This window comes from Allobosea sp. 2KB_26 (assembly GCF_052115715.1).
Taxonomy (GTDB): domain Bacteria; phylum Pseudomonadota; class Alphaproteobacteria; order Rhizobiales; family Beijerinckiaceae; genus Allobosea.
Genome location: NZ_JBFRHE010000010.1, coordinates 232198 through 253996 on the forward strand (window position 1 = coordinate 232198; position 21799 = coordinate 253996).

Consider the following 21799-nt stretch of genomic DNA (forward strand, 5'->3'; position numbering starts at 1 on the left):
TGAGCATGGATCGGTCCTCCCCTCAGAACGCGGGCACCCTGCTCTTCGGCGTGGGCCTGGGGCCCGGCGATCCCGACTACATGACAGTCCGGGCCCGCGACATCATCACAACCGCCGACCGGCTGGTGCATTTCTGCAAGAAGGGCAGCCGCGGCAATGCCCGCGTCACCGCCGACGCGGTGATCCCGCCGGATCCCGTGCGCGAGATCGTGCTCGCCTTCCCGGTGACGACCGAGGTCCCTGTCAGCGAGGATGGCTATACCGGGCCGATCGCCGCCTTCTACGATGAATCCGCCGAATTGCTCGCAGCCGAGATGGCAGCGGGCCGGACAGTTGCCGTGCTCTGCGACGGCGATCCGTTCTTCTACGGTTCCTTCATGCATCTGTGGCGGCGCCTCGCCCACCGTTTCCCGACCGAGGTTGTGCCGGGCGTCACCGGCATGGCCGGCGCCTGGGTCCGTGCAGGTGCTCCGATCACCTGGGGCGACGACGTCATGACCGTGCTGCCCGGCACCCTGCCCGAGGCGGAGCTGCGTCGTCGCCTGGTCGACACCGATGCGGCCGTGATCATGAAGCTCGGCCGCAACCTGCCGAAGGTACGCCGCGCGCTGAAGGCAGCCGGCCTGATCCGTCGCGCGATCTATGTCGAGCGGGCGACGATGGCGGGGCAGGTCGTGACGCGGCTCGATGAGAAAGCCGATGACACAGCCCCCTATTTCTCGATGATCCTCGTTCCGGGCGAGGGGCGGCGGCTATGAGCGGCTCGCTCACCATCGTCGGCCTCGGCCCCGGAGAGCCGCACTGGCTGACGCCCGCTGCGCAAGCTGCGCTCGACGCGGCCACCGACCTCGTCGGGTACGGTCCCTACCTGGACCGGCTGGCGGTGCGGGAGGGGCAGACGAAACACGCATCCGACAACCGGGTCGAGATCGCGCGCGCCCGCTATGCGTTGCAGCTTGCTGCCGAGGGGCGGACGGTCGCGGTGGTCTCGGGCGGCGACCCGGGCGTCTTCGCGATGGCAGCGGCCGTGTTCGAGGCTCTGGAGGCCGGCGAACCCGGCTGGCTGGCACTGCCGATCAGCGTCGAGCCCGGGATTACCGCGATGCTGGCTGCAGCGGCGCGGGCCGGCGCGCCGCTTGGCGGCGATTTCTGCGCAATCTCGCTCTCTGACAACCTCAAGCCCTGGGACGTGATCACCGCGCGGCTGGAAGCGGCGCTGAGCGCCGATTTCGTGGTCTCGCTCTATAACCCGATCTCGAAGGCTCGGCCGTGGCAGCTCGGCGAGGCCCTGGCGCTGGCTGCCCGGCATCGCGCGCCTGAAACACCCGTGATCTTCGCGCGCGCTGTCGGACGGCCGGACGAAGTCTTGCGCGTATTGCCGATGAGCGGGGCTGTGGAGGCGGCAGGCTCGGCCGACATGGCAACGCTCGTGATGATCGGTGCCTCAAGTACGCGCTCGATCGCCCGCCCCGGCCAGGCGCCGATCGTCTACACGCCGCGTTCGGTGACAAAGATCCCCTGCGCCACCAGCCACGGCAGGACCTGATCGATATGATCGACGGTTGCGACATCGGGTTTGGGCGGCCGCTCGACCATGATCACGGGAAGGCCGAGCCGGCGCGCCGCCGTCAGCTTGCCGACCGTCGCCGGACCGCCGGAATTCTTCGAGACGAGAATCTCGATGTTCTCCCGACGCATCAGATCCTCCTCGTCATCGGCCTCGAAGGGGCCGCGCTGCTGGATCACCTTGATGCCGTTGAGCGGCAGGCGGTCGCCGATCGGCTCGATCACCCGGACGAGATAATGGTGCTGCGGCGCGTCGGCAAAGGCTGGAAGCTCGAGCCGTCCGACCGTCAGGAAGACGCGACGCGGCGGCTTGCCAAGCGTCTCGACCGCGGCTTGAATGTCCGGCACCGAGCGCCAGCGATCGCCTGGCCGCGGCTTCCAGGATTCGCGCCGGATCGCGAGGATCGGCACGTTCTCCGCCTTGCAGGCGGCCTCCGCATGGAACGGCATGATGGCTGCGAAGGGATGCGTGGCATCGACCACGGCAACGACCCGGTTTTCTATGAGATAATGCCGCAGGCCTTCGATGCCGCCGAAACCACCGACACGCACCGGCAGATTGAGGGGTTTGGGATCGGAGGTATGTCCGGCCAGCGAGACAACCGCGCGGATTTCCGGCGCCTGGTCAGCAAGAAGCTGATCAAGCGCGACAGCTTCGCTGGTGCCGCCGAGGATCAGGACCGTCATGACATTGTTTTCGCCTGAATCCGACGAACTGTCGAGGGCATCCGCCTCGGCCGCCGAGCCCTGGCTCTCCCTCGTCGGGCTTGGAGAAGACGGCCGCGCCGGGCTTTCGCCGGATGCGCTTGCCGCGCTTGAAGGCGCCGAGCTGGTCTATGGCGGCGCCCGGCATATCGCCCTGATCGGGCCGGTTGCGGGTGAGGCTGCGCCCTGGCCGCAGCCCTTCCGCAATGCGCTGCCGCTGATTCTCTCGCAGAGAGGCCGCAAGGTCTGCGTGCTCGCCACGGGCGACCCGTTCCATTACGGGATCGGTGCCGGCCTGGCGAAGGCGCTGGGCCCGGACGAGATGCGGATCTATCCGCAGTTCTCTTCCTTCGCGCTCGCCTGCAATCGGCTGCGCTGGCCGCAGGAGGAATGCGGCCGCGTCTCGCTGCATGGTCGCGCGCTCGAACGCATCATCCCCTTTCTGCAGCCCGGCCGGCGCGTGCTCGCTCTGTCATGGGACGGTTCGACCCCGGGAAAGCTGGCCGAGTTGATGAGCGCGCGCGGCTTTGGCGCCTCGCGGCTCGTGGTGATGGAGGCGCTCGGCGGTCCACGCGAACGCATCCGCGAGTGCAAGGCGCAGGCCTTCGATCTGGGCACAGTCGACCCGCTCAACCTGATCGCGCTGGATCTGATCGCAGAGCGCGAAGCCCGCATCCTCCCACTCGCCTCCGGACTGGATGACGACTGGTTCGAGCATGACGGCCAGATCACCAAGGCCGATATCCGTGCGATCACATTGTCCGCCCTGCGGCCCCGGGCTGGAGAACTGCTCTGGGATGTCGGAGCCGGCTCAGGCTCGGTCGGGCTCGAATGGTGCCTGCGCAATCCCGGCAACCAGACCATCGCGTTCGAGGCCAGGGCCGAGCGGGCTGCGCGGATCACCCGCAACGGTTCGGCCCTCGGAGCGCTCCGGATCGAGGTCGCCATCGGCACGGCCCCTGCGAGCTTTGCCGGCCGCCCGGTCCCGGATGCGGTCTTCATCGGCGGCGGCATCACCGAGCCCGGCGTCTTCGAGGCTGCATGGGGAGCGTTGAAGTCGGGCGGGCGCTTGGTCGCCAATGTGGTGACACTGGAGGGCGAGGCACGGCTTGCGGCGCTTTACGCCGCTCATGGCGGCACCTTGCGCCGGATCGGCGTCAGCCATCTCGACGCGGTTGGCAGCATGCACGGCTGGCGCGCCGCGATGCCGGTGACACAATGGCGGATGGCGAAGCCGTGATCGTGGCGGGGATCGGATTGCGGCCGGGCACCAGCGAGGTGGATATCCTCGCCTGCCTCGACCAGGCGCTCAGGCAAGCCGGCGTGGCGCCGACCGCGTTGCGCCTCGCCACCATCGCCAGCCGTTCGCGCGAGGCGGGCCTCCTTGCCACAGCGCGGAGCCGCAACGCCGAACTCGTCGCGATTCCCGACGAAGCGCTCAAGGGCTACGAGGCCGCCTGCGCAACCCGCTCGACCCGCATCGCCTCTCTCTATGGCGTCGGTTCCATTGCGGAGGCGGCCGCGCTCGCGGCCGCCGGCCCGGGATCGGTGCTGATCCAGCCGCGCATCGCCACCGCCCGCGTCACCTGCGCGCTGGCGCAGAGCCCCACGTCATGACCGTCCATTTCATTGGCGCCGGCCCGGGTGCCGCCGATCTCATCACCCTTCGCGGACGCGACCTGATCGCCGCCTGCCCGGTCTGCCTCTATGCCGGCTCGCTGATCCCACGCACCATGCTCGACTGGTGTCCGCCCGATGCGCGCATCGTCGACACCGCCCCGCTCGACCTCGACGCACTCATTGGCGAGATGCAGGCCGCCCATGAAGCGGGGCAAGACGTGGCCCGGTTGCATTCGGGCGATCTCTCGATCTGGAGCGCCTGCGGCGAACAGATGCGACGGCTCGATGCGCTCGGCATCCCGTTTACGGTCACGCCTGGCGTGCCGGCCTTCGCGGCGGCGGCAGCGACGCTGAAGCGCGAATTGACGCTGCCCGGGGTCGCGCAGTCCCTGGTGCTGACACGCACCTCGGGCCGCGCCTCGGCCATGCCGGAGCGCGAAAAGCTCGCGACCTTCGCCGCCTCGGGCACGACGCTGGCGATCCATCTCTCGATCCATGTGATCGAACAGGTCGTGGCCGAACTGACACCGCTCTACGGAGCAGATTGCCCCGTCGCCATCGTCTTCCGCGCTTCCTGGCCAGACGAGCGCGTGCTGCGCGGGACGCTCAGTTCGATCGCGGCCGAAGTCCAGGCCTCAGGGCTGGAACGGACCGCGCTGATCCTCGTCGGCCCCGCGCTCGGCTCGCAGGATTTTGGCGAAAGCGCCTTGTATTCCGCAGGCTACGACCGGCGCTTCCGACCGAGCGGCGGTGGCGTGTGACGCGGTCAGGCTCACCCCACCTTGCGGAAGTGCGTACGCGCCAGAAGGCCGCCGGAGCGATCGAAGATCGCGATCTCCAGCTCACTGTCCGGCACGCCGAAGGAATGCGCAGCATTCACCCAGGCATGCCGGGCGACAGTTTCGGCCAATGCCAATCCCTCGGCCTGGGCACGTTGCAACACCTCGAGCGCCGTATTGGCCTCGGGGACCCAGGCCGCCAGGTGCCCGCTGCCGCCCGCCTCCAGGATCCGCGACGCCAGCCAGGCGAAATCGACCGGACCCACGCGCGAGTGCAGGTCGAGCATGCCCTGCCCGAGCTTGACCATCTTGGCGAAGCCGCCGGCGACCGTGACGCGGTGAACCGGATGGCGCCGCAGGTATTTCAGCATGCCGCCGGCAAAATCTCCCATGTCGATCAGGGCCCGCTCCGACAGGCCATGGAGGCGCTGGACAGCGGCTTCGGAGGTCGAGCCAGTGGCGCCCGCGACATGGGTGAGACCAGTCGCGCGCGCGACATCGATGCCGCGATGGATCGAGTGAATCCAGGCCGCGCACGAAAAGGGTATGACGATTCCGGTCGTGCCGAGGATCGAGAGCCCGCCGACGATGCCGAGGCGCGGATTCATGGTCTTTCGGGCGATGGCCTCTCCACCAGGGATCGCGATGGTGACGGAGACGTCGCGCGGACCGCCCGTCGCCGCAATGACCTCCGCCAGAGCCTGCCGGATCATCTCGCGCGGCATCGGGTTGATGGCAGGTTCGCCGACCGGCAATGGCAGACCCGGCAAGGTGACTGTGCCGACACCCTCGCCGGCGCGGAAAACAAGGCCCGCGCCGGGTGCGGCCGGGCCGACCCGTGCAACCACCAGCGCGCCATGCGTGACGTCGGGATCGTCACCCGCATCCTTGATGATGCCGGCCTCGGCGCTCTCTCCCAGCGCGGCCTGCCGGGCCAGGGCAAAGGCCGGCCGCTGGCCGCCCGGCAGCGTGATCTCGACGGGATCGAGAAACGAGCCGGCCACCCAACCGCAATAGGCGGATTTGGCGGCGGCAGCAGCGCACGCGCCCGTCGTCCAGCCGCGTCGCAGTTCGCCTTGGGGCGGCAACTCTTCCATGAGCGCCTGCATAGCGCAGCAAGACGGCTCCGTCAGGGGCCTGCGGAGATCATCGCATGAGCGGAAAAGGCCTCCTCATCGCCGCGCCGCGCTCCGGCTCGGGCAAGACGACGATCACGCTCGGTCTGCAACGGGCGCTGGTGAAGCGAGGGCTGACGGTACGCGGGCTGAAATGCGGGCCGGACTATATCGACCCGGCATTCCACGCGGCCGCAACCGGCGCACCCAGCGCCAATCTCGACAGTTTTGCGATGCCGGACACCTTGCTCGGCCAGATCGCAGGCGAGGCTGCAGAGGCCGCCGATATCGTCGTCGCAGAGGGCTCGATGGGCCTGTTCGACGGCGTGCCGGGCGAGATGGGGCATACGGGCGCGAGCGCCGATATCGCGGCCTTCTTCGGCTGGCCGGTCGTGCTGGTCGTCGATGTATCCGGTCAGGCGCAGTCGGCCGGCGCGGTGGCTCTCGGCTGCATGCGTTATGACGAGCGCATCCGTGTCGTCGGCGTGATCCTCAACAAGGTCGCAAGCGAACGCCATCGCCGGCTTGCCGCGGCAGGAATGGAGCGGATCGGGCTGCCCGTGTTCGGCGCGGTGCCGCGCGAGGCCAGCCTGATCCTGCCCGAACGCCATCTCGGCCTTGTGCAGGCCGGCGAGACAGAGGATCTGCATGCCCGGCTCGATGTGCTCGCAGACGCGATCTCAGCCGCGGTCGACCTCGATGCGATCCTTGCCGCGGCCGAACCGACCGACCTCCCGACGACCCGGCATGATGCTCCCGCCCTGCCCGCCCCGGGACGCTGCATCGCCATTGCCCGCGATGCCGCCTTCAGCTTCATTTATCCCCATGTCGAAACCGGCTGGCGTGCGACCGGCGCCACGCTCGTTCCCTTCTCGCCGCTCGCCGACGAACCACCGCCGGAGAATTGCGACAGCTGCTGGCTGCCGGGCGGCTATCCGGAGCTTCATGCCGGCCGGATCGCCGGAGCCAGCCGCTTCCTGGCGGGCCTGCGCCGCTTCGCCGAGACCCGGCCGGTCCATGGCGAGTGCGGCGGCTACATGGTGCTTGGCCGAGCGCTGATCGATGCCGACGGCACTGCCCATGCCATGGCGAACCTGCTTTCGGTCGAGACCAGCTTCGCGAAGCGCAAGATGAACCTGGGCTACCGCCGCGCCGTGCTCCAGGCGAATGGTCCGCTGGGCTCGGCCGGGCAGGCACTGACCGGGCACGAATTCCACTACGCGACGATCACTTCGGTTGGCTATGACGCGCCTTTCGCGATGGTGACCGATCCGCATGGCTCGGCTCCAGTTCCTGCCGGCGGCCGGCGAGGCCTGGTGACCGGCTCCTTCTTCCACGCCATCGCCCGCCTCGGCGGGCAGCCATGAGCGAACCTCCGGTCTTCGACGAGGCCTTTGCGGCGCAGTTCGAGACGCTGCTCGCCTGGCGGCGCGATGTGCGGCGCTTTCGGTCGGAGCCGGTGCCCGAAGCATTGTTGGCGCATCTCTTGACGCTGACCGAACTCTCTCCCTCGGTCGGCCATTCGCAGCCCTGGCGCTGGTTGCGCGTCACGAACGCAGGGCAGCGCGCGGCGGCGCAGGCCAGTTTTACGCGCTGCAACGCCGAGGCGCTCGGTGACTACGCCGGCGAGCGAGCCCGGCTCTATGCCAGCCTCAAGCTCGAAGGCCTGCGCGAAGCCCCCGAGCAGTTTGCGGTTTTTTGCGACCACGGCACGGAGCAAGGCCATGGGCTCGGCCGGCGCACCATGCCGGAGATGCTCGATTATTCCGTGGTCGCCGCGATTACCCAGTTCTGGCTGGCAGCGCGCATGCATGGCATCGGCGTCGGCTGGGTCTCGATCCTCGAACCCGAGGCGATCGCGGCTGCGCTTGGCGTGCCGCCGCAGTGGAAGCTGATCGCCTGGCTCTGCGTCGGCTATCCACAGGAGGAGCATGCCGATCCGGAGTTGATCCGGCATGGCTGGGAGATCGGAAAAGGCCGCGGCTGAGATCTCATCGCGCACGTTCAGCGCGGTAATCCAGGGCGGCGATCCGGGGCGGCGTGCGCCGCCCCGGGGATGATGGGGCAGCGGCTAGACCGCGACCTTGAACCTGGCCTGGGTCTTGGCCTTGATCTCATCCAGCGAGACGCCGTCCGCCAGCTCGATCAGGGTCATGCCGCCGCCATTCGCCTTGTCCACGGCGAAGACACCGAGATCGGTGATCACCATGTCGACGACGCCGGCGCCGGTCAGCGGCAGGTCGCAGGCCTCAAGCAGCTTTGCCGATTCGGAGCCGTCCTTGTTCTTGGCGACGTGCTCCATCACCACGACGACCTTCTTGACACCGGCAACGAGATCCATCGCGCCGCCCATGCCCTTCACCATCTTGCCGGGGATCATCCAATTGGCGAGATCGCCGTTCTCGGCCACCTGCATTGCGCCGAGGATCGACAGATCGATATGACCGCCACGGATCATGCCGAAGGAATCCGCCGAGGAGAAATAGCTCGTCGTCGGCAGTTCAGTGATGGTCTGCTTTCCCGCATTGATCAGGTCGGGATCTTCTTCGCCCTCATAGGGGAACGGGCCCATGCCGAGCATGCCGTTCTCCGACTGGAGCTGCACGCTCATGCCGGCGGGAATGTAGTTCGAGACCAGCGTCGGGATGCCGATACCGAGATTGACGTAGAAACCGTCCTGCAGCTCCCTGGCGGCGCGGGCGGCCATCTGCTCACGTGTCCAAGCCATGGTCCTTGTCTCCTCAAGCCGTCGGACGGGGACGGGTGGTGCGCTGCTCGATGCGCTTGACCGGGTTCGGCACATGCACGATGCGCTTCACGAAAATACCGGGCGTGTGCATGTGATCGGGATCGATCTCACCAGCCGGCACAAGGTGCTCGACCTCTGCGACCGTGAAGCGCGAGGCGCTCGCCATCATCGGATTGAAGTTCCGCGCCGTCTTCCGATAGACGAGATTGCCCTCGGTATCGCCCTTCCAGGCATGAACGATCGAGATATCGGCGAAGAGGCCGCGCTCCATGATGTAGCGCTCGCCATTGAACTCGCGTTCCTCCTTGCCCTCGGCGATCAGCGTACCGACACCGGTCTTGGTGAAGAAAGCGGGAATACCGGCGCCGCCGGCACGAATCCGCTCGGCAAGTGTGCCCTGCGGCGTGAATTCAAGCTCGAGTTCACCGGCCAGGTATTGCTGGGCGAAAAGCTTGTTTTCGCCGACATAGGAACTGATCATCTTCTTGATCTGGCGGGTTTCCAGCAGCAGACCAAGCCCCGCGCCGTCGACGCCGGCGTTGTTGGAAATAAAGGTCAGGTTCTTGGCGCCGGACTCGCGGATCGCCTCGATCAGGGTATCGGGAATGCCGCAGAGGCCGAAGCCGCCGGCCATGATCGTCATGCCGTCCTTGACGATACCGGCAAGCGCCGCCTTTGCGTCGGGGTAGACCTTCTTCATCGCGATGCCTTTGCCGCTGGGATCAGGGGGAGAGGAGCGTTCCTCCCAAGGACTAGCCGAGCCCATGATGCAGTTGCAACATGGACGAGGGCGCGGGCGGGCATGCGTGCCTCCCCTCGTACCCCGAGGGGAGAAGGAGGAGCCGCGTCAGGATGCCGGACAGGCGGCTCCCGTGTCGACCCAGGCCTGCATCAGCGCACCGAATTGCGCATTGCTGCCGGGGGCCGGAACACGACCGGGTCCCGGGTTCCAGGCCCAGAGCACCAGCGTGTCGCTGGTGACATGCTTGACGATTGCCGCGAGGTCGCGGCTGCCATTCCGGTTTGGGTCCTTGAGCTGCTCGCAGATCTGACCGAGCGACTTGCCCTCCCAGGCCATCGAGGCCGGCGCCAGCGCCCAATGACCATCGCCTGGAATCCGCGCCGGGTCGAAATTCTGCTTTCCGTGGCAGGTCGCGCATTCCAGCCCCGGTGCGCCATGCCCGTCCTTGCCGCGCACGACGAGCGGCTGATGCAGGCGCTTCGCATCGGCCTGCCGCGGGCGTTCGGTCGCCGGATGGCAGTTCATGCAGCGCGGATGCTGCAGCACCGTGCCGATCTCGCCGAACAGGGCGACCGAACGGTCGCGCTGGTTGGCGATGGTGCTGAAGCTCTCGGCCGAACGCAGCGAGGCGGCCGGGGCCGCCTGCGGCGTTGTTTGCGCCGAGGTGAGCGCGGTCCCGGCCAGACAGAGGCCGGCCCCCGCCAGGATGGCATGAAGGAGAGGCGCCTGCATCAGACCGTGCCTCCGACCATCGGCAATTGGCGCGGACGTGGTTGTCCGAGCTTTGCCAGTGCATTGGCGACCGCAGGACCGATCGGCGGCACGCCCGGTTCGCCGACGCCGGTGGGCGCTTCGGTCGAACTGATGATCGCGACCTCGACCTCCGGCATCTCGTGGATGCGCAGCGAGCGATAGGTATCGAAATTGGCCTGGACCGGCCTCCCCTGGTCGAGCGTGATCTCGCCATAGAGCGCATGACCAAGACCAAAGCCGATACCGCCCTCCATCTGCGCCCGGATGATGTCGGGATTGACCGCGACCCCGCAATCCACCGCGCACCAGACCTTGTGAACCTTCGGCTCACCGTCAGTGCCGAGAGAGACCTCCGCGATCTGCGCAACGAAAGAGCCGAAGCTCTCGACCACCGCGACGCCGCGGGCGCGGCCGTCGACCGGGCCGGAGCCATTCCACTTCGCCAGTTCGGCGACAGCCTTGAGCACGCCGACGGCACGCGGATGCCGGTTCATCAGGCTTAGCCTGCCGGCAACCGGATCCTGCCCTGCCACCTGCAGCAACTCGTCGATGAAGCACTCGACCGCATAGGCCGTGTGCGTGTGGCCGACGGAGCGCCACCACAGGGTCGGCACGCCAACCTTGGGGTTGTTCACCTCGCAGTGGAAATCGGCAATCTCGTAGAAGAGCTCGTTGGCGCCCTCGACCGAGGTTGCGTCGATGCCGTTCTTCACCACCATCGCCTCGAAGGGCGTGCCGAGGAAGAAGGACTGACCGACGATGCTGTCGGCCCAGGCCGTGATCTTGCCGTCCTGCACGACGCCGCGCAGGCGATGCACGAAGAGCGGGCGATAATAGCCGCCGGAGAGATCATCCTCGCGCGTCCAGACCAGCTTGACCGGACGGTTGGGACCGATCGCCTTGGCGACCATGGCGAGTTCTGCTGCCAGATGCTGGCTGACCTGCGCACGCCGGCCAAAGCTGCCGCCTGCCAGCATGGTCTCGAGCCTGACCTTCTCTGGCGGCAGGCCAAGAATGGTTGCGATTGTCATATGCTCGGTGGTCTGGAACTGGCTGCCGAAGCGGGCGAGCGCCTCGCTGCCATCCCATTGCAGATAACCGTCGAGCGGCTCCATCGGCGCGTGCGCCAGATAGGGGAACACGAACTCGGCCTCGATCACCGTCCCCGCCTTGGCGAGCACGGCCTCGGCATCGCCATGCGAACCGGCGACCACACCCTTCTGGCGGGCGAGCGCGCGATATTCGGCGATGAGTTCGCGGCTGCCGCGCCTTTCGGCCGCGCTCTCGTCCCAGATCACTTTCAGGGCTTCGCGGCCCTTCAACGCGGGCCACATGCCATTGGCATAGACGGCGACGCCGGAGCCGATCTGCTTGACGTCGACGACGCCCCTGACCTTGAGCGCCTCGGCCGCGTCGAAGCTTCCGACCTTGCCCCCGAAACGCGGTGGCCGGGCAACGACGACGGTCAGCATATTGGGAGCGTGGATATCGATGGTGAACTCGGCCTTGCCGCGCGACTTGTCGGCACTGTCGAGCCGCTTGACCTTGCCCTCCTTGCCGATCAGGCGATAGGCCGACGCTGGCTTCAGCGGCACGTTCTCGGGCACGGCAAGCTTCGAGGCCGCCTCGGCGAACTCGCCAAAGCGTCCCTGTTTGCCGGAGGCATGGCTCAGGATGCCGGCCTCGACCTTGATCTCGGAGGCGGGGACCTTCCAGGCCTGCGCCGCAGCCTGGACCAGCATGGCGCGGGCCGTGGCTCCGGCCTTGCGCATTTGTTCCCAGCTATTGGCGATCGCGGTCGAGCCGCCGGTACCCTGCACCCCGAATGCGAGATTGGCATAGAGCTTGACGTCGGCCGGCGCATGCTCGCTGCGCATCTGGCCCCAGTCTGCATCCATCTCCTCGGCGACGAGCGTCGCCAATCCGGTGAACGGCCCCTGGCCAAACTCGATATGCTTTACCAGCACCGTGATGGTGCTGTCAGGCGCCACGCGGACAAAGGCATTGGGCGCGAAGGTGGCGTTTCCGCCCGGGCGGAACGCGGCGCCCGCGCCGGACTGGGCGCGCGCCGCTTGCGGGAGATGCAGCCCGATGACGAGCGCGCCGGCCCCCTTCAGCAGCGAGCGACGGGAGAGGTTATGATCGTGAGCGGTCATGGCTCAGCCCTCCAGCGTGCGGGCCGCGTCATGGATCGCGGCGCGGATACGGACGTAAGTTGCGCAACGGCAAAGATTGCCGTTCATCGCGAGGTCGATGTCCCGATCGCTCGGCTTCTTGTTTTCCATGAGCAGCGCAACCGCACTCATCACCTGGCCGGATTGGCAGTAGCCGCATTGCGGTACATCGCGCGCCGTCCACGCGGCCTGAACGGCATCGGCCTCCTTGCCCGAAATCGCCTCGATCGTGGTAATCTCGGCATCACCCACCGCCGAGACCGGCGTGACGCAGGAGCGCAGCGGCTTGCCGTCCATGAAGACCGTGCAGGCGCCGCATTGTGCGACGCCGCAGCCGAACTTGGTGCCGGTCAGGCCGAGATTGTCGCGGATCGCCCAAAGCAGGGGCGTATCGTCGTCGACATCGACGCTGTGCGTCCTGCCGTTGACTTTGAGTGAGACCATGGCTGCCTCCGGATCGCTGGACATGACACAGCGCGGCACCATGGTGCGGATCGAGAGGCTCGCTCTCGACGGCCCGATCTGACATATCAGAAGCGGGCGGGTGATCCGTCGTCTTGGGTCGCGCGACTAGACGAATTAGACCGTTTGAGTCTAATTAGAATAGTCGCGCTCAGTTTGGATCTTGTCAAGACTGCAATGTCCGACAGAAGCGAAAGTTCCGGCGTGGCCGCCGATGATGCCACCGGTCGCATCGATCAGATCGCTGATGCGGCCCTGCGCCTGTTTGCCCGTTACGGCTACAAACGCACCTCGATGGACGACATCGCCAAGGAAGCCGGGCTGGCCAAGGCGACGCTCTACCTCCATTTCAAGGGCAAGGATGATGTGTTCCGGGCCATGCTTGCGCTGCTCGGCAAGCGTGTCGAAGCACGTTGCCGTGAAGTCCTGACCAGCCAGTCCCCCTTTCCGGAACGCCTCACGGCGTTGTTGAGAGCTCATTTCGCAACAGCCTTCGAAAGCCTCGGCACGGGCGAACACCTCGCCGAATTGAAGGCCGTCATCGCCAGCATTGCTGGGCAGGAACTGCTTGTCTTCGAAGACATCTTCGCCAGGCATGCGCGCAACCTCATTGAGGAGGCGCAAGCGAAGGGCGAGATCTCGCTGAGACGCACGGGCCTCAGCCCCACGACGCTGATCAACACGCTGATGCAGGCGGCCGCCGGTGCCAAGCTCGGCCCCTTGCCCTCCTGCGCGGATTACCAGCAGCGGCTCGACGCGATCGCATCGGTCACGGCTGCTGCCGTCCTGCCGACCGGCTAGTATGACAGGGCCGGGATCGGCTCTAAGCCTTTCGTCTAAACCGCCATTCCTGGGCAGATGCACATGGATTCCTGCGCACGGGCGTGGCGTTGACAGGCGCGCTGCGCGCGGTGCAGCATGACTGCAAGGGGAAACGAACAATCCAAGAATCATTAAGGTGGCGACCATGTGTGCGTGGTATGTCTGAGGATATTATTCTCTCCACCTCGGGGCTAACCAAAGAATTCGCGGGCTTCACCGCGGTCAATGGCGTCGACCTCAAGGTCAGGCGCGGCAGCATTCATGCGCTCATCGGCCCAAATGGCGCCGGCAAAACGACATGTTTCAATCTGCTGACCAAGTTTCTTGCGCCGACCAAGGGCTCGATCGTCTATAATGGCCAGGACATCACGCGGCAGAAACCGGCTGAGATCGCCCGGCTCGGGCTGGTCCGGTCCTTCCAGATTTCGGCGGTTTTCCCGCAACTCAGCGTGATGAAGAACGTCCGGATCGCGCTGCAGCGCAAGCGTGGCGACTCCTTCGATTTCTGGCGGTCCGAGGATGTGCTGAAATCGCTCGATGCCGAGGCGCTGCGCCTCGTCGAGGCCGTCGGCCTCTCGACCTTTGAGGACCTGCCGGCGGGAGAACTCTCCTACGGTCGCAAGCGCGCCCTCGAAATAGCGACCACGCTGGCGCTCGATCCGGAGATGCTACTGCTCGATGAACCGATGGCCGGAATGGGCCGTGAGGATGTCGAGCGCATCGAGGCGCTGATCCGGAAAGTCTCCGCCAACCGCACCATCCTGATGGTCGAGCACAACCTCTCGGTCGTCGCCTCTCTCTCAGACCGCATCACCGTGCTGGCGCGTGGGCAGGTGCTGGCGGAAGGCGACTACGCCACGGTCTCGAAGGATCCGCGCGTGGTCGAAGCCTATATCGGATCGGGAGTCGGCCATGCTCACTGAGGCAACCGGGGCCGCGGCGCCTGCGAGCGCTGTCAAACCGCTGTTAGCGGTCCGCGGGCTCGAGGCCTGGTATGGCGAGTCGCATGTGCTGCACGGCATCGATTTCGACGTCGCGCCGGGCGAAGTGGTGACCCTGCTCGGCCGCAATGGCGCCGGCAAGACCACGACGTTGAAGTCGATCATCGGCATCATGGGCAAGCGCAAGGGCTCCGTCTCGTTCGACGGCACCGAGACGATCAACCTGCCCTCGCGCGCGATCGCGCGACTGGGCATCGGTTTCGTTCCGGAAGAACGCGGCATCTATTCGAGCCTGAATGTCGAGGAGAACCTGCTGCTGCCGCCGCAGGTGAAGCCGGGCGGGCTCAGCCTCGATCAGATCTTCGAGCTCTTTCCCAATCTGAAGGAACGGCTGAAGAGCCAGGGCACCAAGCTGTCGGGCGGAGAGCAGCAGATGCTGGCGATCGGGCGCATCTTGCGCACGGGCGCAAATCTCCTGCTGCTCGACGAGCCGACCGAGGGGCTGGCCCCTGTCATCATCGACCAGATCGGCCGCACCATTGCGAAACTGAAACGCGAGGGCTTCACCATCATCCTGGTCGAGCAGAACCTCCGCTTCGCCGCGACGGTCGCCGACCGGCACTATGTCGTCGAGCAGGGCAAGGTGGTCGACATGATTCCGAACGAGGCGCTTGAGCGAAACATCGACAAGCTCCACGGTTACCTCGGGGTTTGAAAAATCGCGTCGAGAACGACGTCATTTCAGGGAGAGACGGCATGAAACTCAAGACATTGCTGCTGGGCAGCGTATTCGGCGCGCTGCTGGTGAGCCCGGCGCTGGCGCAGCAGATTTCCGTCAAGGCCGGCGTACTCAACGACCGTTCCGGCCTCTATGCCGACCTCTCGGGCGAGGGCTCGGTGGTTGCGGCCCGGATGGCCGTCGAGGATTTCAAGGCCGCGGAGAAGGGCATCAAGGTCGAGATCATCTCGGCCGACCACCAGAACAAGCCCGATGTCGGCTCGACCATCGCCCGGCAATGGTACGATCAGGACGGCGTCGACATCATCCTCGACGTGCCGACCTCCTCGGTGGCGCTGGCCGTCAACCAGATCACCAAGGAAAAGAACAAGATCCATATCAACTCGGGCGCGGCCACCTCGGACCTCACCGGCAAGGCCTGCTCGCCGAACACGATCCACTGGACCTATGACACCTATGCCCTCGCCCAGGGCACGGGTGGCGCCATGGTGAAGGCCGGCGGCGACAGCTGGTTCTTCCTGACCGCCGACTATGCCTTCGGTCACGCTCTGGAGCGCGACACTGCCGCGATCGTCACCAAGAACGGCGGCAAGGTGCTGGGGGCCGTGCGCACGCCCTTCCCGGGCACCGATTTCTCGTCGTTCCTGCTTCAGGCCCAGGCTTCCAAAGCCAAGGTCATCGGCCTCGCCAATGCCGGCGGCGACACGATCAACTCGATCAAGCAGGCCGGCGAGTTCGGCATTGTTGCAGGCGGGCAAAAGCTCGCGGGGCTGCTCGTCTTCCTCACCGACGTGCACGCGCTCGGCCTGCAGACGGCGCAAGGCCTGGTCCTGACGGAAGCCTTTTATTGGGACACGAACGACCAGACCCGCGCCTGGTCGGAGCGCTTCGCGAAGGCCCATGGCGGCAAGAAGCCAACCATGGTCCAGGCCGGCGTCTATTCCGGCATGCTCCACTATCTCAAGGCCGTGGAGGCCGCGAAGAGCAAGGATACCGCGGCCGTGATGGCCAAGATGAAGGAATTGCCGACCGACGATCCGCTCTTCGGCAAGGGATCGGTCCGCATCGACGGCCGCAAGATGCACGACATGTATCTTTTCGAGGTCAAGAAGCCGTCCGAGTCCAAGGCACCGTGGGACTACTACAAGCAGATCGCGGTTCTGCCGGCCGAACAGGCCTTCAAGCCGCTCAGCGAGAGCGAGTGCCCGCTCGTCAAGAAGTGAACGAGGCTTCGTCCGCGCTTGCTTGGTTCCTGCGTCATCCCGGGCGATCCTAGGGAGACCCGGGATCCAGGTGCTCCGGCACATCTTCCGGGTCGGGTCTTCGGCCGACCCGGGATGATGGTAGCAGGAGATGGCGTATCCGTACGTCGGTCCTTGGCAGCATTTTCAGGATGAGTTGAGCAAGGCATGTTCGAGCTTCTCGGAATCCCACCACAAGCGCTGTTCGGCCAGGTCCTTCTTGGCCTGATCAACGGCTCGTTCTATGCCATCCTCAGCCTCGGGCTGGCGGTGATCTTCGGGCTCCTCAACATCATCAACTTCACCCATGGCGCGCAGTATATGATGGGCGCCTTCGTGGCCTGGATGTGCCTGAACTATCTCGGCATCAACTACTGGGCCGCATTGCTGCTGGCACCGCTGATCGTCGGGATCGTGGGCGTCCTCATCGAGCGGTTCCTGATCTCGCGGCTGGCCCATCTCGACCATCTCTACGGGCTGCTGCTGACCTTCGGCCTCGCACTGATCATCCAGGGCCTGTTCCGCAACAATTACGGCTCGTCGGGGTTGCCCTATCAGATCCCGCCGCAGCTGGCGGGCGGGCATAATCTCGGCTTCATGTTCCTGCCGAACTACCGCGCCTGGGTCGTCATCGCGTCGCTCGTCATCTGCCTGGCGACCTGGTTCGTGATCGAGAAGACGAGGCTCGGCGCCTATCTCCGCGCCGCCACCGAGAACCCGACGCTGACACAGGCCTTCGGCATCAATGTGCCGCTGCTGGTGACCCTGACCTACGGCTTCGGCGTCGCTCTGGCGGCGTTCGCCGGCGTGCTCGCGGCGCCGATCTACTCGGTCAATCCGAACATGGGAGCCGACCTGATCATCGTCGTCTTCGCCGTCGTCGTGATCGGCGGCATGGGCTCGATCATGGGCGCGATCGTCACCGGGTTCGGCCTCGGCCTGATCGAAGGCGTGACCAAGGTTTTCTACCCCGAAGCGTCCGCGACCGTGATCTTCATCATCATGGTCCTGGTGTTGCTGGTGAAACCAGCCGGGTTGTTCGGGCGGCCCGCGTGATGGCGCCGCCCCGCTTGATTGCAAGGAGCTGACCATGGCCGATGCGCTTTCCGCCGACGTTCCCGCGGGCGGCCTCGCGGTCACCGAGACCACGAAGGGAACCGAGCGCCTGCATCGGGCGATCTTCATCGGGCTCGCGGTCCTGGTCGCCGTCGCGCCTTTCGTCGCCTATCCCGTCTTCGTGATGAAGGTGATGTGCTTTGCGTTGTTCGCGCTCGCATTCAACCTTCTGCTTGGCTATGGCGGTCTGCTCTCCTTCGGCCATGCCGCCTATTTCGGCATGGCAAGCTATGTCAGCGCCTATACGGCCAAGAACTGGGGCTTGACGCCCGAGCTCGCGATCCTGTCCGGGACGCTGATTGCCGGCATGCTTGGCGCCGTCTTCGGCTCGCTCGCGATCCGCCGGCAAGGCATCTACTTCGCCATGATCACGCTCGCGCTCGCGCAGATGGTGTTCTTCTTCTCGCTGCAGACACCGCGCTTCACGGGCGGCGAGGACGGCATCCAGTCAGTGCCGCGCGGCAAGCTCTTCGGCCTGATCAGCCTCGCCGACGACAAGGCGCTATATTACGTGGTCGCCGTCATCTTCATGGCCGGGCTGCTACTGATCTACCGCATCATCCATTCGCCCTTCGGCCAGGTCTGCAAGGCGATCCGGGACAACGAGCCGCGCGCGATCTCGCTCGGCTACCGCGCCAATCGCTACAAGCTCGCGGTCTTCGTGCTCTCGGCTGCGCTGGCGGGGCTGGCAGGCTCGACCAAGGCGATCGTTTTCCAGCTCGCCTCACTCACGGACGTGCACTGGTCGATGTCCGGTGAGGTCGTCCTGATGACGCTTGTCGGCGGGCTCGGTACCGTGTTCGGGCCCATCGTCGGTGCGCTCGTCATTGTCTCCATGCAGAATTACCTCGCCAGCCTTGGCGCGTGGGTCACCGTGGTGCAGGGCGTCATCTTCGTGATCTGCGTGATGCTGTTCCGCGAGGGCATCGTCGGCGTGATCTCGAGGGCCATCAAGCGACCGCTCTGACGTCAGCGCTGCCGCATCAGGAAATCAGCGACGGCTGCCCGGTCGGCCTCGCGGGCGAGCCCTGGCGCGCTCATCCAGCTGCCTTTGAACATGCCCTCGGGATCGGCGAGATAGGCCTTCAGCCGGTCTTCGTCCCAGCTGAGACCCTGCGCACCAGCGGCCCTCAGCGCCGGCGAGTAATCGAACCCTTCCGCCGTACCGACGCGGCGGCCTGAGAGGCCGGCGAGATGCGGGCCGGCCATACCTCTCTTGGCTGGGTCGAGGCTGTGGCAGGCCTGGCAGGTCGCGAACAGATGCTCGCCCGCACTGCTCTCCTGAGCTGAACCAGCCCGTGCGGCAAGCAGGACCGCCGCGACTGCGACGGCAGCGAGCACGCTCCTCACGCCTGCTTCACCGTCAGGATGCGGACCAACCGGTCATTGCCGCTTTCGCCGCCCCAGGCCTCGCCGGACCGTCCATCCATCTGGCGGACATTGGCGCCCGGCTTGTCGCTCGGGAAGCTGCTGAAGGCTTCGGTGACCGGATCGAAATGCACGATGGCATTGGCCGCGAAATCCGTCAGCCAGACCTTGTCGGCGTCATCGACATAGACCGAATAGGTGCGCGGCTTGTCACCCGGCAATTTCCATGTCTTCCAGCTGTTGCTGAGCGTGTCATAGGCCGAGACATTGCCGGAATTCCACTCGCTGACCCAGATGCGGTTCTTCGAATCCGACCAGACCCGCCGCGCTCCCTGACCAGGCGTCGGCGGCTCGACCACCGTGATCTCGAAGGTGCCGGGATTGATCTGGGCAATGTGGTTGCCGGCCAGCGAGGCGTACCAGATCTCGCCGGAAGGGGTTCTGGTGATGCCATAGGCGCCCGGTCCGCGGGGCGCATCCTTGACCTCCATCCTCGCGGTCTTCGGGTCGAAGCGGCCGACGATCCCGCCCTGGCCCGTGAACCAGAGGATGCCGTCCTTGTCGAAGACTCCGGTATTGAGATTGGCGTTTTCGCGCCCCGCAGGCAGCTTGAAAAGATCGACCTTGTGCGTCTTGTCGTCGACGCGGGCGATGGCGTTCTGGCCACCTTCCGTCACCCAGGCAGCACCGTCAGGGCCCCGAACCACGCCATGGGGCGCGGCCCCCTGCCCGAGCTCAACCACCTTGAGTTCGCTCGAACGCGGATCGAAGCGGCCGAGCGTGCCATTGCGCTGACCACAGACCCAGATCGTGCCGTCGCCAGCATCGGCGACATCGCGAGAGCCCTTGATCGCCGGGATGTCGAAATAGGTGACGTTGAACCTGGAGCCCGGCGTCGTCGGACCGGCGGCCGCCGCACGGCCGATCAGGACAGGCGCCGCAAGCCCGGCAAGGCCGAGCTGAAGAAAGGACCGGCGCAGCATGAACGTCTCCTCCTGTACCGGCCGGGCGCAACGCCTCGGCCGACGTCCAGCTTGGGACGACAAGATGGTGAAACTGCGCCGTCTCCTTCCCTGGTGGTCAGACCCGCCGCTGAACGCCGACCGGCAAGCTCGAAACCCGCGCCATTTCACCGGTCAGGAAGCTTTCCGGCGCCACCAGATAGTCAAGCGCCATGGCCATGGCATCGACGCCCCAGAAGATCTCGCCATCGATCAGCAGGCTCGGCACGCCGAAGATTCCGGCCGCGACGGCCTCCTCGGTCGCTTGGCGAAGGGCATCCTTCACCGGCTGTCCGCCAATGCGGCCGAGCGCAGCAGGATCTCCGGCCGCCGCCGCCACCTCGGCCAGCACGGCTGGATCGTTACCGTCGCGCCCCTGCCCCCAGATCAGCCGAAACGCTTCGCGGACCGCGCCCTTCTGCCCATCGAGAGCGGTCAACAGGCGCAGCATGGCGAGCGGGTTGAACGGGTGGCTCGGCGGGAAGCGGAAGGGCACTCCCTGCGATTGGGCCAGATGCGTCGCGAGACGATAGGTGTGGACGCGCTTCGGCGCGATTTCGGCCGGGCCGAGCTGGCCCCAGTGCTTGAGCACGGCACCAAAGACGATCGGCTTCATCACGATGGGCCGCAGCTCTTCAATCGCGTCGAGCTTCGTCAATGCCAGATAGGCAAAGGGTGAGATGAGGTCGAAATACCAGATGGCAGGCTTGGTCATTCGTATCCTCATTTGATCAGCTTGGACACGGCGCGGAACTGTGGGTGTTCCGCCGTCCGCAGCCATTCGAACAGGACCATCTCGGTCGTGACCATCTCGGCGCCATGAGCCGCCATGCGTCGGATTGCGGCCTCCTTGTTCTCGGCAGCACGTGAGCCGATCGCGTCCTGCACCACGAGGATGCGGCGCCATTGCGTCAGCAGTCCAAGCACCGTCTGCCCAACGCAGACATGCGCCTCGCAACCGCAGACAATCAGTTCCTCGTCCTCTTCCAGCGCGCCGAGAAAGGCTGGTTCGGCGCAGGCGTCGAAGCTCATCTTGGTCACCACCGGACCCGCGCCCGACAATTCCGGCACCGTGCTGCCGAGCCCGGCCGGGTTCTGCTCGGTCATCACCACGGGAACATCGAGCAGGGCTGCGGCCTCGACGAGCCGGCGCGCATTCGCGACCATGCGAGGCCCGTCATGGATCACGGGCATCAGGCGCGTCTGGAAATCGATAATGACGAGGCGGGCGCGCTCAACCTTCAGCAGCGTCATGGCCGCTCTCCCTTCATCAGCAACTGTCCGATCTGGACATCGACATAGCGTTCCATCAGCACGCGCGCCTGCGCGCCGAACATCCGCAGCCGCTGCGTATGGGCGAGCAGCAGCACGCCCGAAGCATGAGCGAAGGCATCGGCCATGGCCAGTCGTGCCGTCTCCTGATCGGAGCCCATCTGTTCTGCGGCCTGCCTGATGGGCGAGAGCGCCGCCTCAAGTGCCTCGTTCAGCGCCTTGTCCCGCTCGCGACCGAGCCCGTGGGGGCGCATGCCGCTGCGAAACAGGTAGAAGCCGAGATCGAGATCCCTGGGATGGGCCGCATAGAAATCGAAGAAGGCGAGCGCTGCCAGGCGGAATTGGGCTTCCGGCGTAGCAGCTCCTTCGACCGCCTTGTCGACATGGTCGCGCAGCGCCGACAGCGACTGGCCAAGGACCTCGGCATAGAGCGCTTCCTTGGAATCGAAATGGAAATAGAGCGCCGCCGGCGTGTAGCCGGCCTCCGCCGCGATGCCGCGCAGCGAGGCGCCATCCAACCCATCGCGCTCGAAGACCGTGCGTGCGGCGTCGAGGATCAGCCCGCGCCTGAGTTCCGTGACCGCCCGCTTGCGGCGACCTCGCATCGTCTCGGCCACTGCCACCTCGACATCGC

25 protein-coding genes are annotated in these 21799 nt (G+C 66.0%); 13 read left to right on the forward strand and 12 right to left on the reverse strand.

The features are described from left to right. The first annotated feature begins 5 nt into the window (after positions 1–5). Entirely contained in the window at positions 6–758 is a 753-nt protein-coding gene (locus tag AB4099_RS24250) for a precorrin-2 C(20)-methyltransferase (protein ID WP_441479908.1), read from the forward strand. After that, positions 755–1546, forward strand: coding sequence for a precorrin-3B C(17)-methyltransferase (gene cobJ / locus AB4099_RS24255; RefSeq protein ID WP_441479909.1), 792 nt, complete (start codon positions 755–757; stop codon positions 1544–1546). Before AB4099_RS24250 ends, cobJ begins: the two co-directional genes overlap by 4 nt. Here the strand turns inward: cobJ and AB4099_RS24260 are convergent. Then, the gene (locus AB4099_RS24260) at positions 1489–2253 is read right to left on the reverse strand and encodes a cobalt-precorrin-6A reductase (protein ID WP_113518029.1); all 765 of its coding nucleotides are present in this window, start codon (positions 2251–2253) and stop codon (positions 1489–1491) included. The genes cobJ and AB4099_RS24260 overlap by 58 nt on opposite strands. Here AB4099_RS24260 and cbiE point away from each other — a divergent pair. The 3 genes from cbiE to cobM are packed head-to-tail and all read left to right on the forward strand — an operon-like array spanning position 2252 to position 4652. After that, positions 2252–3511, forward strand: coding sequence for a precorrin-6y C5,15-methyltransferase (decarboxylating) subunit CbiE (gene cbiE / locus AB4099_RS24265; RefSeq protein ID WP_441479910.1), 1260 nt, complete (start codon positions 2252–2254; stop codon positions 3509–3511). The genes AB4099_RS24260 and cbiE overlap by 2 nt on opposite strands. Further along, complete coding sequence (locus AB4099_RS24270) at positions 3490–3888, forward strand: cobalamin biosynthesis protein (RefSeq protein WP_441479911.1); 399 nt, start codon at positions 3490–3492, stop codon at positions 3886–3888. The genes cbiE and AB4099_RS24270 overlap by 22 nt, the downstream gene beginning before the upstream one ends. Then, positions 3885–4652, forward strand: a complete 768-nt coding sequence (gene cobM, locus AB4099_RS24275; RefSeq protein WP_441479912.1) for a precorrin-4 C(11)-methyltransferase — start codon at positions 3885–3887, stop codon at positions 4650–4652. The genes AB4099_RS24270 and cobM overlap by 4 nt, the downstream gene beginning before the upstream one ends. Before the next feature lie 11 nt (positions 4653–4663). Here the strand turns inward: cobM and AB4099_RS24280 are convergent, their stop codons facing one another. Then, on the reverse strand, positions 4664–5767 hold the full coding sequence (locus AB4099_RS24280) for a cobalt-precorrin-5B (C(1))-methyltransferase (protein WP_441479913.1): 1104 nt from the start codon (positions 5765–5767) through the stop codon (positions 4664–4666). A 56-nt stretch (positions 5768–5823) separates the two neighbouring features. Here AB4099_RS24280 and AB4099_RS24285 point away from each other — a divergent pair, with 56 nt between their 5' ends. Together AB4099_RS24285 and bluB are read left to right on the forward strand one after the other, a co-directional pair. Beyond that, a complete protein-coding gene (locus AB4099_RS24285) occupies positions 5824–7152 on the forward strand; it encodes a cobyrinate a,c-diamide synthase (protein ID WP_441479914.1) in 1329 nt (442 codons plus the stop codon). Next, positions 7149–7772: a 5,6-dimethylbenzimidazole synthase gene (bluB, locus tag AB4099_RS24290; protein ID WP_441479915.1), complete on the forward strand. Its 624-nt coding sequence runs from the start codon at positions 7149–7151 to the stop codon at positions 7770–7772. The genes AB4099_RS24285 and bluB overlap by 4 nt, the downstream gene beginning before the upstream one ends. A gap of 84 nt (positions 7773–7856) precedes the next feature. Here the strand turns inward: bluB and AB4099_RS24295 are convergent, their stop codons facing one another. The 5 genes from AB4099_RS24295 to AB4099_RS24315 form a co-directional block, all read right to left on the reverse strand. Next, a complete protein-coding gene (locus tag AB4099_RS24295) occupies positions 7857–8513 on the reverse strand; it encodes a 3-oxoacid CoA-transferase subunit B (protein WP_113518023.1) in 657 nt (218 codons plus the stop codon). Positions 8514–8526: 13 nt separating this feature from the next. Next, a complete protein-coding gene (locus AB4099_RS24300; protein ID WP_113518022.1) occupies positions 8527–9234 on the reverse strand; it encodes a CoA transferase subunit A in 708 nt (235 codons plus the stop codon). Between the two features lie 147 nt (positions 9235–9381). Beyond that, complete coding sequence (locus AB4099_RS24305) at positions 9382–10008, reverse strand: Isoquinoline 1-oxidoreductase subunit (RefSeq protein ID WP_441479916.1); 627 nt, start codon at positions 10006–10008, stop codon at positions 9382–9384. Beyond that, positions 10008–12185 (reverse strand): xanthine dehydrogenase family protein molybdopterin-binding subunit, encoded by a 2178-nt coding sequence (locus AB4099_RS24310; RefSeq protein WP_441479917.1) that lies wholly within the window; start codon positions 12183–12185, stop codon positions 10008–10010. The genes AB4099_RS24305 and AB4099_RS24310 overlap by 1 nt, the downstream gene beginning before the upstream one ends. A 3-nt stretch (positions 12186–12188) precedes the next feature. After that, positions 12189–12647, reverse strand: a complete 459-nt coding sequence (locus AB4099_RS24315; protein WP_441479918.1) for a (2Fe-2S)-binding protein — start codon at positions 12645–12647, stop codon at positions 12189–12191. A gap of 195 nt (positions 12648–12842) precedes the next feature. Here AB4099_RS24315 and AB4099_RS24320 point away from each other — a divergent pair, with 195 nt between their 5' ends. From AB4099_RS24320 to AB4099_RS24345, 6 genes are all read left to right on the forward strand, one after another. After that, positions 12843–13466 carry a TetR/AcrR family transcriptional regulator gene (locus tag AB4099_RS24320; RefSeq protein WP_113518018.1) on the forward strand — a complete coding sequence of 208 codons (624 nt, stop codon included), beginning with the start codon at positions 12843–12845 and terminating at the stop codon, positions 13464–13466. Between the two features lie 179 nt (positions 13467–13645). Continuing rightward, positions 13646–14410 carry an ABC transporter ATP-binding protein gene (locus AB4099_RS24325; RefSeq protein WP_441479919.1) on the forward strand — a complete coding sequence of 255 codons (765 nt, stop codon included), beginning with the start codon at positions 13646–13648 and terminating at the stop codon, positions 14408–14410. Next, positions 14400–15143, forward strand: coding sequence for an ABC transporter ATP-binding protein (locus AB4099_RS24330; RefSeq protein WP_441479920.1), 744 nt, complete (start codon positions 14400–14402; stop codon positions 15141–15143). The genes AB4099_RS24325 and AB4099_RS24330 overlap by 11 nt, the downstream gene beginning before the upstream one ends. Before the next feature lie 41 nt (positions 15144–15184). Further along, complete coding sequence (locus AB4099_RS24335; protein WP_113518015.1) at positions 15185–16390, forward strand: ABC transporter substrate-binding protein; 1206 nt, start codon at positions 15185–15187, stop codon at positions 16388–16390. Between the two features lie 186 nt (positions 16391–16576). Beyond that, entirely contained in the window at positions 16577–17464 is an 888-nt protein-coding gene (locus AB4099_RS24340) for a branched-chain amino acid ABC transporter permease (RefSeq protein WP_113518014.1), read from the forward strand. A 34-nt stretch (positions 17465–17498) separates the two neighbouring features. Continuing rightward, complete coding sequence (locus AB4099_RS24345; protein WP_441479921.1) at positions 17499–18491, forward strand: branched-chain amino acid ABC transporter permease; 993 nt, start codon at positions 17499–17501, stop codon at positions 18489–18491. 2 nt (positions 18492–18493) lie between these two features. Here the strand turns inward: AB4099_RS24345 and AB4099_RS24350 are convergent, their stop codons facing one another. The 5 genes from AB4099_RS24350 to AB4099_RS24370 all read right to left on the reverse strand — a co-directional run bounded on the left by AB4099_RS24350 (position 18494) and on the right by AB4099_RS24370 (position 21782). Next, a complete protein-coding gene (locus tag AB4099_RS24350; RefSeq protein WP_441479922.1) occupies positions 18494–18874 on the reverse strand; it encodes a c-type cytochrome in 381 nt (126 codons plus the stop codon). Then, positions 18871–19875 carry a Vgb family protein gene (locus AB4099_RS24355; protein ID WP_441479923.1) on the reverse strand — a complete coding sequence of 335 codons (1005 nt, stop codon included), beginning with the start codon at positions 19873–19875 and terminating at the stop codon, positions 18871–18873. Before AB4099_RS24355 ends, AB4099_RS24350 begins: the two co-directional genes overlap by 4 nt. A 97-nt stretch (positions 19876–19972) precedes the next feature. Beyond that, positions 19973–20608 (reverse strand): 2-hydroxychromene-2-carboxylate isomerase, encoded by a 636-nt coding sequence (locus AB4099_RS24360; RefSeq protein WP_441479924.1) that lies wholly within the window; start codon positions 20606–20608, stop codon positions 19973–19975. Positions 20609–20616: 8 nt separating this feature from the next. Beyond that, positions 20617–21147 (reverse strand): isochorismatase family protein, encoded by a 531-nt coding sequence (locus AB4099_RS24365; protein WP_441479925.1) that lies wholly within the window; start codon positions 21145–21147, stop codon positions 20617–20619. Further along, the gene (locus tag AB4099_RS24370; protein ID WP_441479926.1) at positions 21144–21782 is read right to left on the reverse strand and encodes a TetR/AcrR family transcriptional regulator; all 639 of its coding nucleotides are present in this window, start codon (positions 21780–21782) and stop codon (positions 21144–21146) included. Before AB4099_RS24370 ends, AB4099_RS24365 begins: the two co-directional genes overlap by 4 nt. Positions 21783–21799 lie beyond the last annotated feature (17 nt).

What these genes read in the sequence shown, in the direction of transcription:
- AB4099_RS24250 (WP_441479908.1), top strand. Translation starts at nt 6, where the DNA reads ATGGATCGGTCCTCCCCTCAGAACGCGGGCACCCTGCTCTTCGGCGTG.
- cobJ (WP_441479909.1), top strand. Translation starts at nt 755, where the DNA reads ATGAGCGGCTCGCTCACCATCGTCGGCCTCGGCCCCGGAGAGCCGCAC.
- cbiE (WP_441479910.1), top strand. Translation starts at nt 2,252, where the DNA reads ATGACATTGTTTTCGCCTGAATCCGACGAACTGTCGAGGGCATCCGCC.
- AB4099_RS24260 (WP_113518029.1), bottom strand. Translation starts at nt 2,253, where the DNA reads ATGACGGTCCTGATCCTCGGCGGCACCAGCGAAGCTGTCGCGCTTGAT.
- AB4099_RS24270 (WP_441479911.1), top strand. Translation starts at nt 3,490, where the DNA reads ATGGCGGATGGCGAAGCCGTGATCGTGGCGGGGATCGGATTGCGGCCG.
- cobM (WP_441479912.1), top strand. Translation starts at nt 3,885, where the DNA reads ATGACCGTCCATTTCATTGGCGCCGGCCCGGGTGCCGCCGATCTCATC.
- AB4099_RS24280 (WP_441479913.1), bottom strand. Translation starts at nt 5,767, where the DNA reads ATGGAAGAGTTGCCGCCCCAAGGCGAACTGCGACGCGGCTGGACGACG.
- AB4099_RS24285 (WP_441479914.1), top strand. Translation starts at nt 5,824, where the DNA reads ATGAGCGGAAAAGGCCTCCTCATCGCCGCGCCGCGCTCCGGCTCGGGC.
- bluB (WP_441479915.1), top strand. Translation starts at nt 7,149, where the DNA reads ATGAGCGAACCTCCGGTCTTCGACGAGGCCTTTGCGGCGCAGTTCGAG.
- AB4099_RS24295 (WP_113518023.1), bottom strand. Translation starts at nt 8,513, where the DNA reads ATGGCTTGGACACGTGAGCAGATGGCCGCCCGCGCCGCCAGGGAGCTG.
- AB4099_RS24300 (WP_113518022.1), bottom strand. Translation starts at nt 9,234, where the DNA reads ATGAAGAAGGTCTACCCCGACGCAAAGGCGGCGCTTGCCGGTATCGTC.
- AB4099_RS24305 (WP_441479916.1), bottom strand. Translation starts at nt 10,008, where the DNA reads ATGCAGGCGCCTCTCCTTCATGCCATCCTGGCGGGGGCCGGCCTCTGT.
- AB4099_RS24310 (WP_441479917.1), bottom strand. Translation starts at nt 12,185, where the DNA reads ATGACCGCTCACGATCATAACCTCTCCCGTCGCTCGCTGCTGAAGGGG.
- AB4099_RS24315 (WP_441479918.1), bottom strand. Translation starts at nt 12,647, where the DNA reads ATGGTCTCACTCAAAGTCAACGGCAGGACGCACAGCGTCGATGTCGAC.
- AB4099_RS24320 (WP_113518018.1), top strand. Translation starts at nt 12,843, where the DNA reads ATGTCCGACAGAAGCGAAAGTTCCGGCGTGGCCGCCGATGATGCCACC.
- AB4099_RS24325 (WP_441479919.1), top strand. Translation starts at nt 13,646, where the DNA reads ATGTCTGAGGATATTATTCTCTCCACCTCGGGGCTAACCAAAGAATTC.
- AB4099_RS24330 (WP_441479920.1), top strand. Translation starts at nt 14,400, where the DNA reads ATGCTCACTGAGGCAACCGGGGCCGCGGCGCCTGCGAGCGCTGTCAAA.
- AB4099_RS24335 (WP_113518015.1), top strand. Translation starts at nt 15,185, where the DNA reads ATGAAACTCAAGACATTGCTGCTGGGCAGCGTATTCGGCGCGCTGCTG.
- AB4099_RS24340 (WP_113518014.1), top strand. Translation starts at nt 16,577, where the DNA reads ATGTTCGAGCTTCTCGGAATCCCACCACAAGCGCTGTTCGGCCAGGTC.
- AB4099_RS24345 (WP_441479921.1), top strand. Translation starts at nt 17,499, where the DNA reads ATGGCCGATGCGCTTTCCGCCGACGTTCCCGCGGGCGGCCTCGCGGTC.
- AB4099_RS24355 (WP_441479923.1), bottom strand. Translation starts at nt 19,875, where the DNA reads ATGCTGCGCCGGTCCTTTCTTCAGCTCGGCCTTGCCGGGCTTGCGGCG.
- AB4099_RS24360 (WP_441479924.1), bottom strand. Translation starts at nt 20,608, where the DNA reads ATGACCAAGCCTGCCATCTGGTATTTCGACCTCATCTCACCCTTTGCC.
- AB4099_RS24365 (WP_441479925.1), bottom strand. Translation starts at nt 21,147, where the DNA reads ATGACGCTGCTGAAGGTTGAGCGCGCCCGCCTCGTCATTATCGATTTC.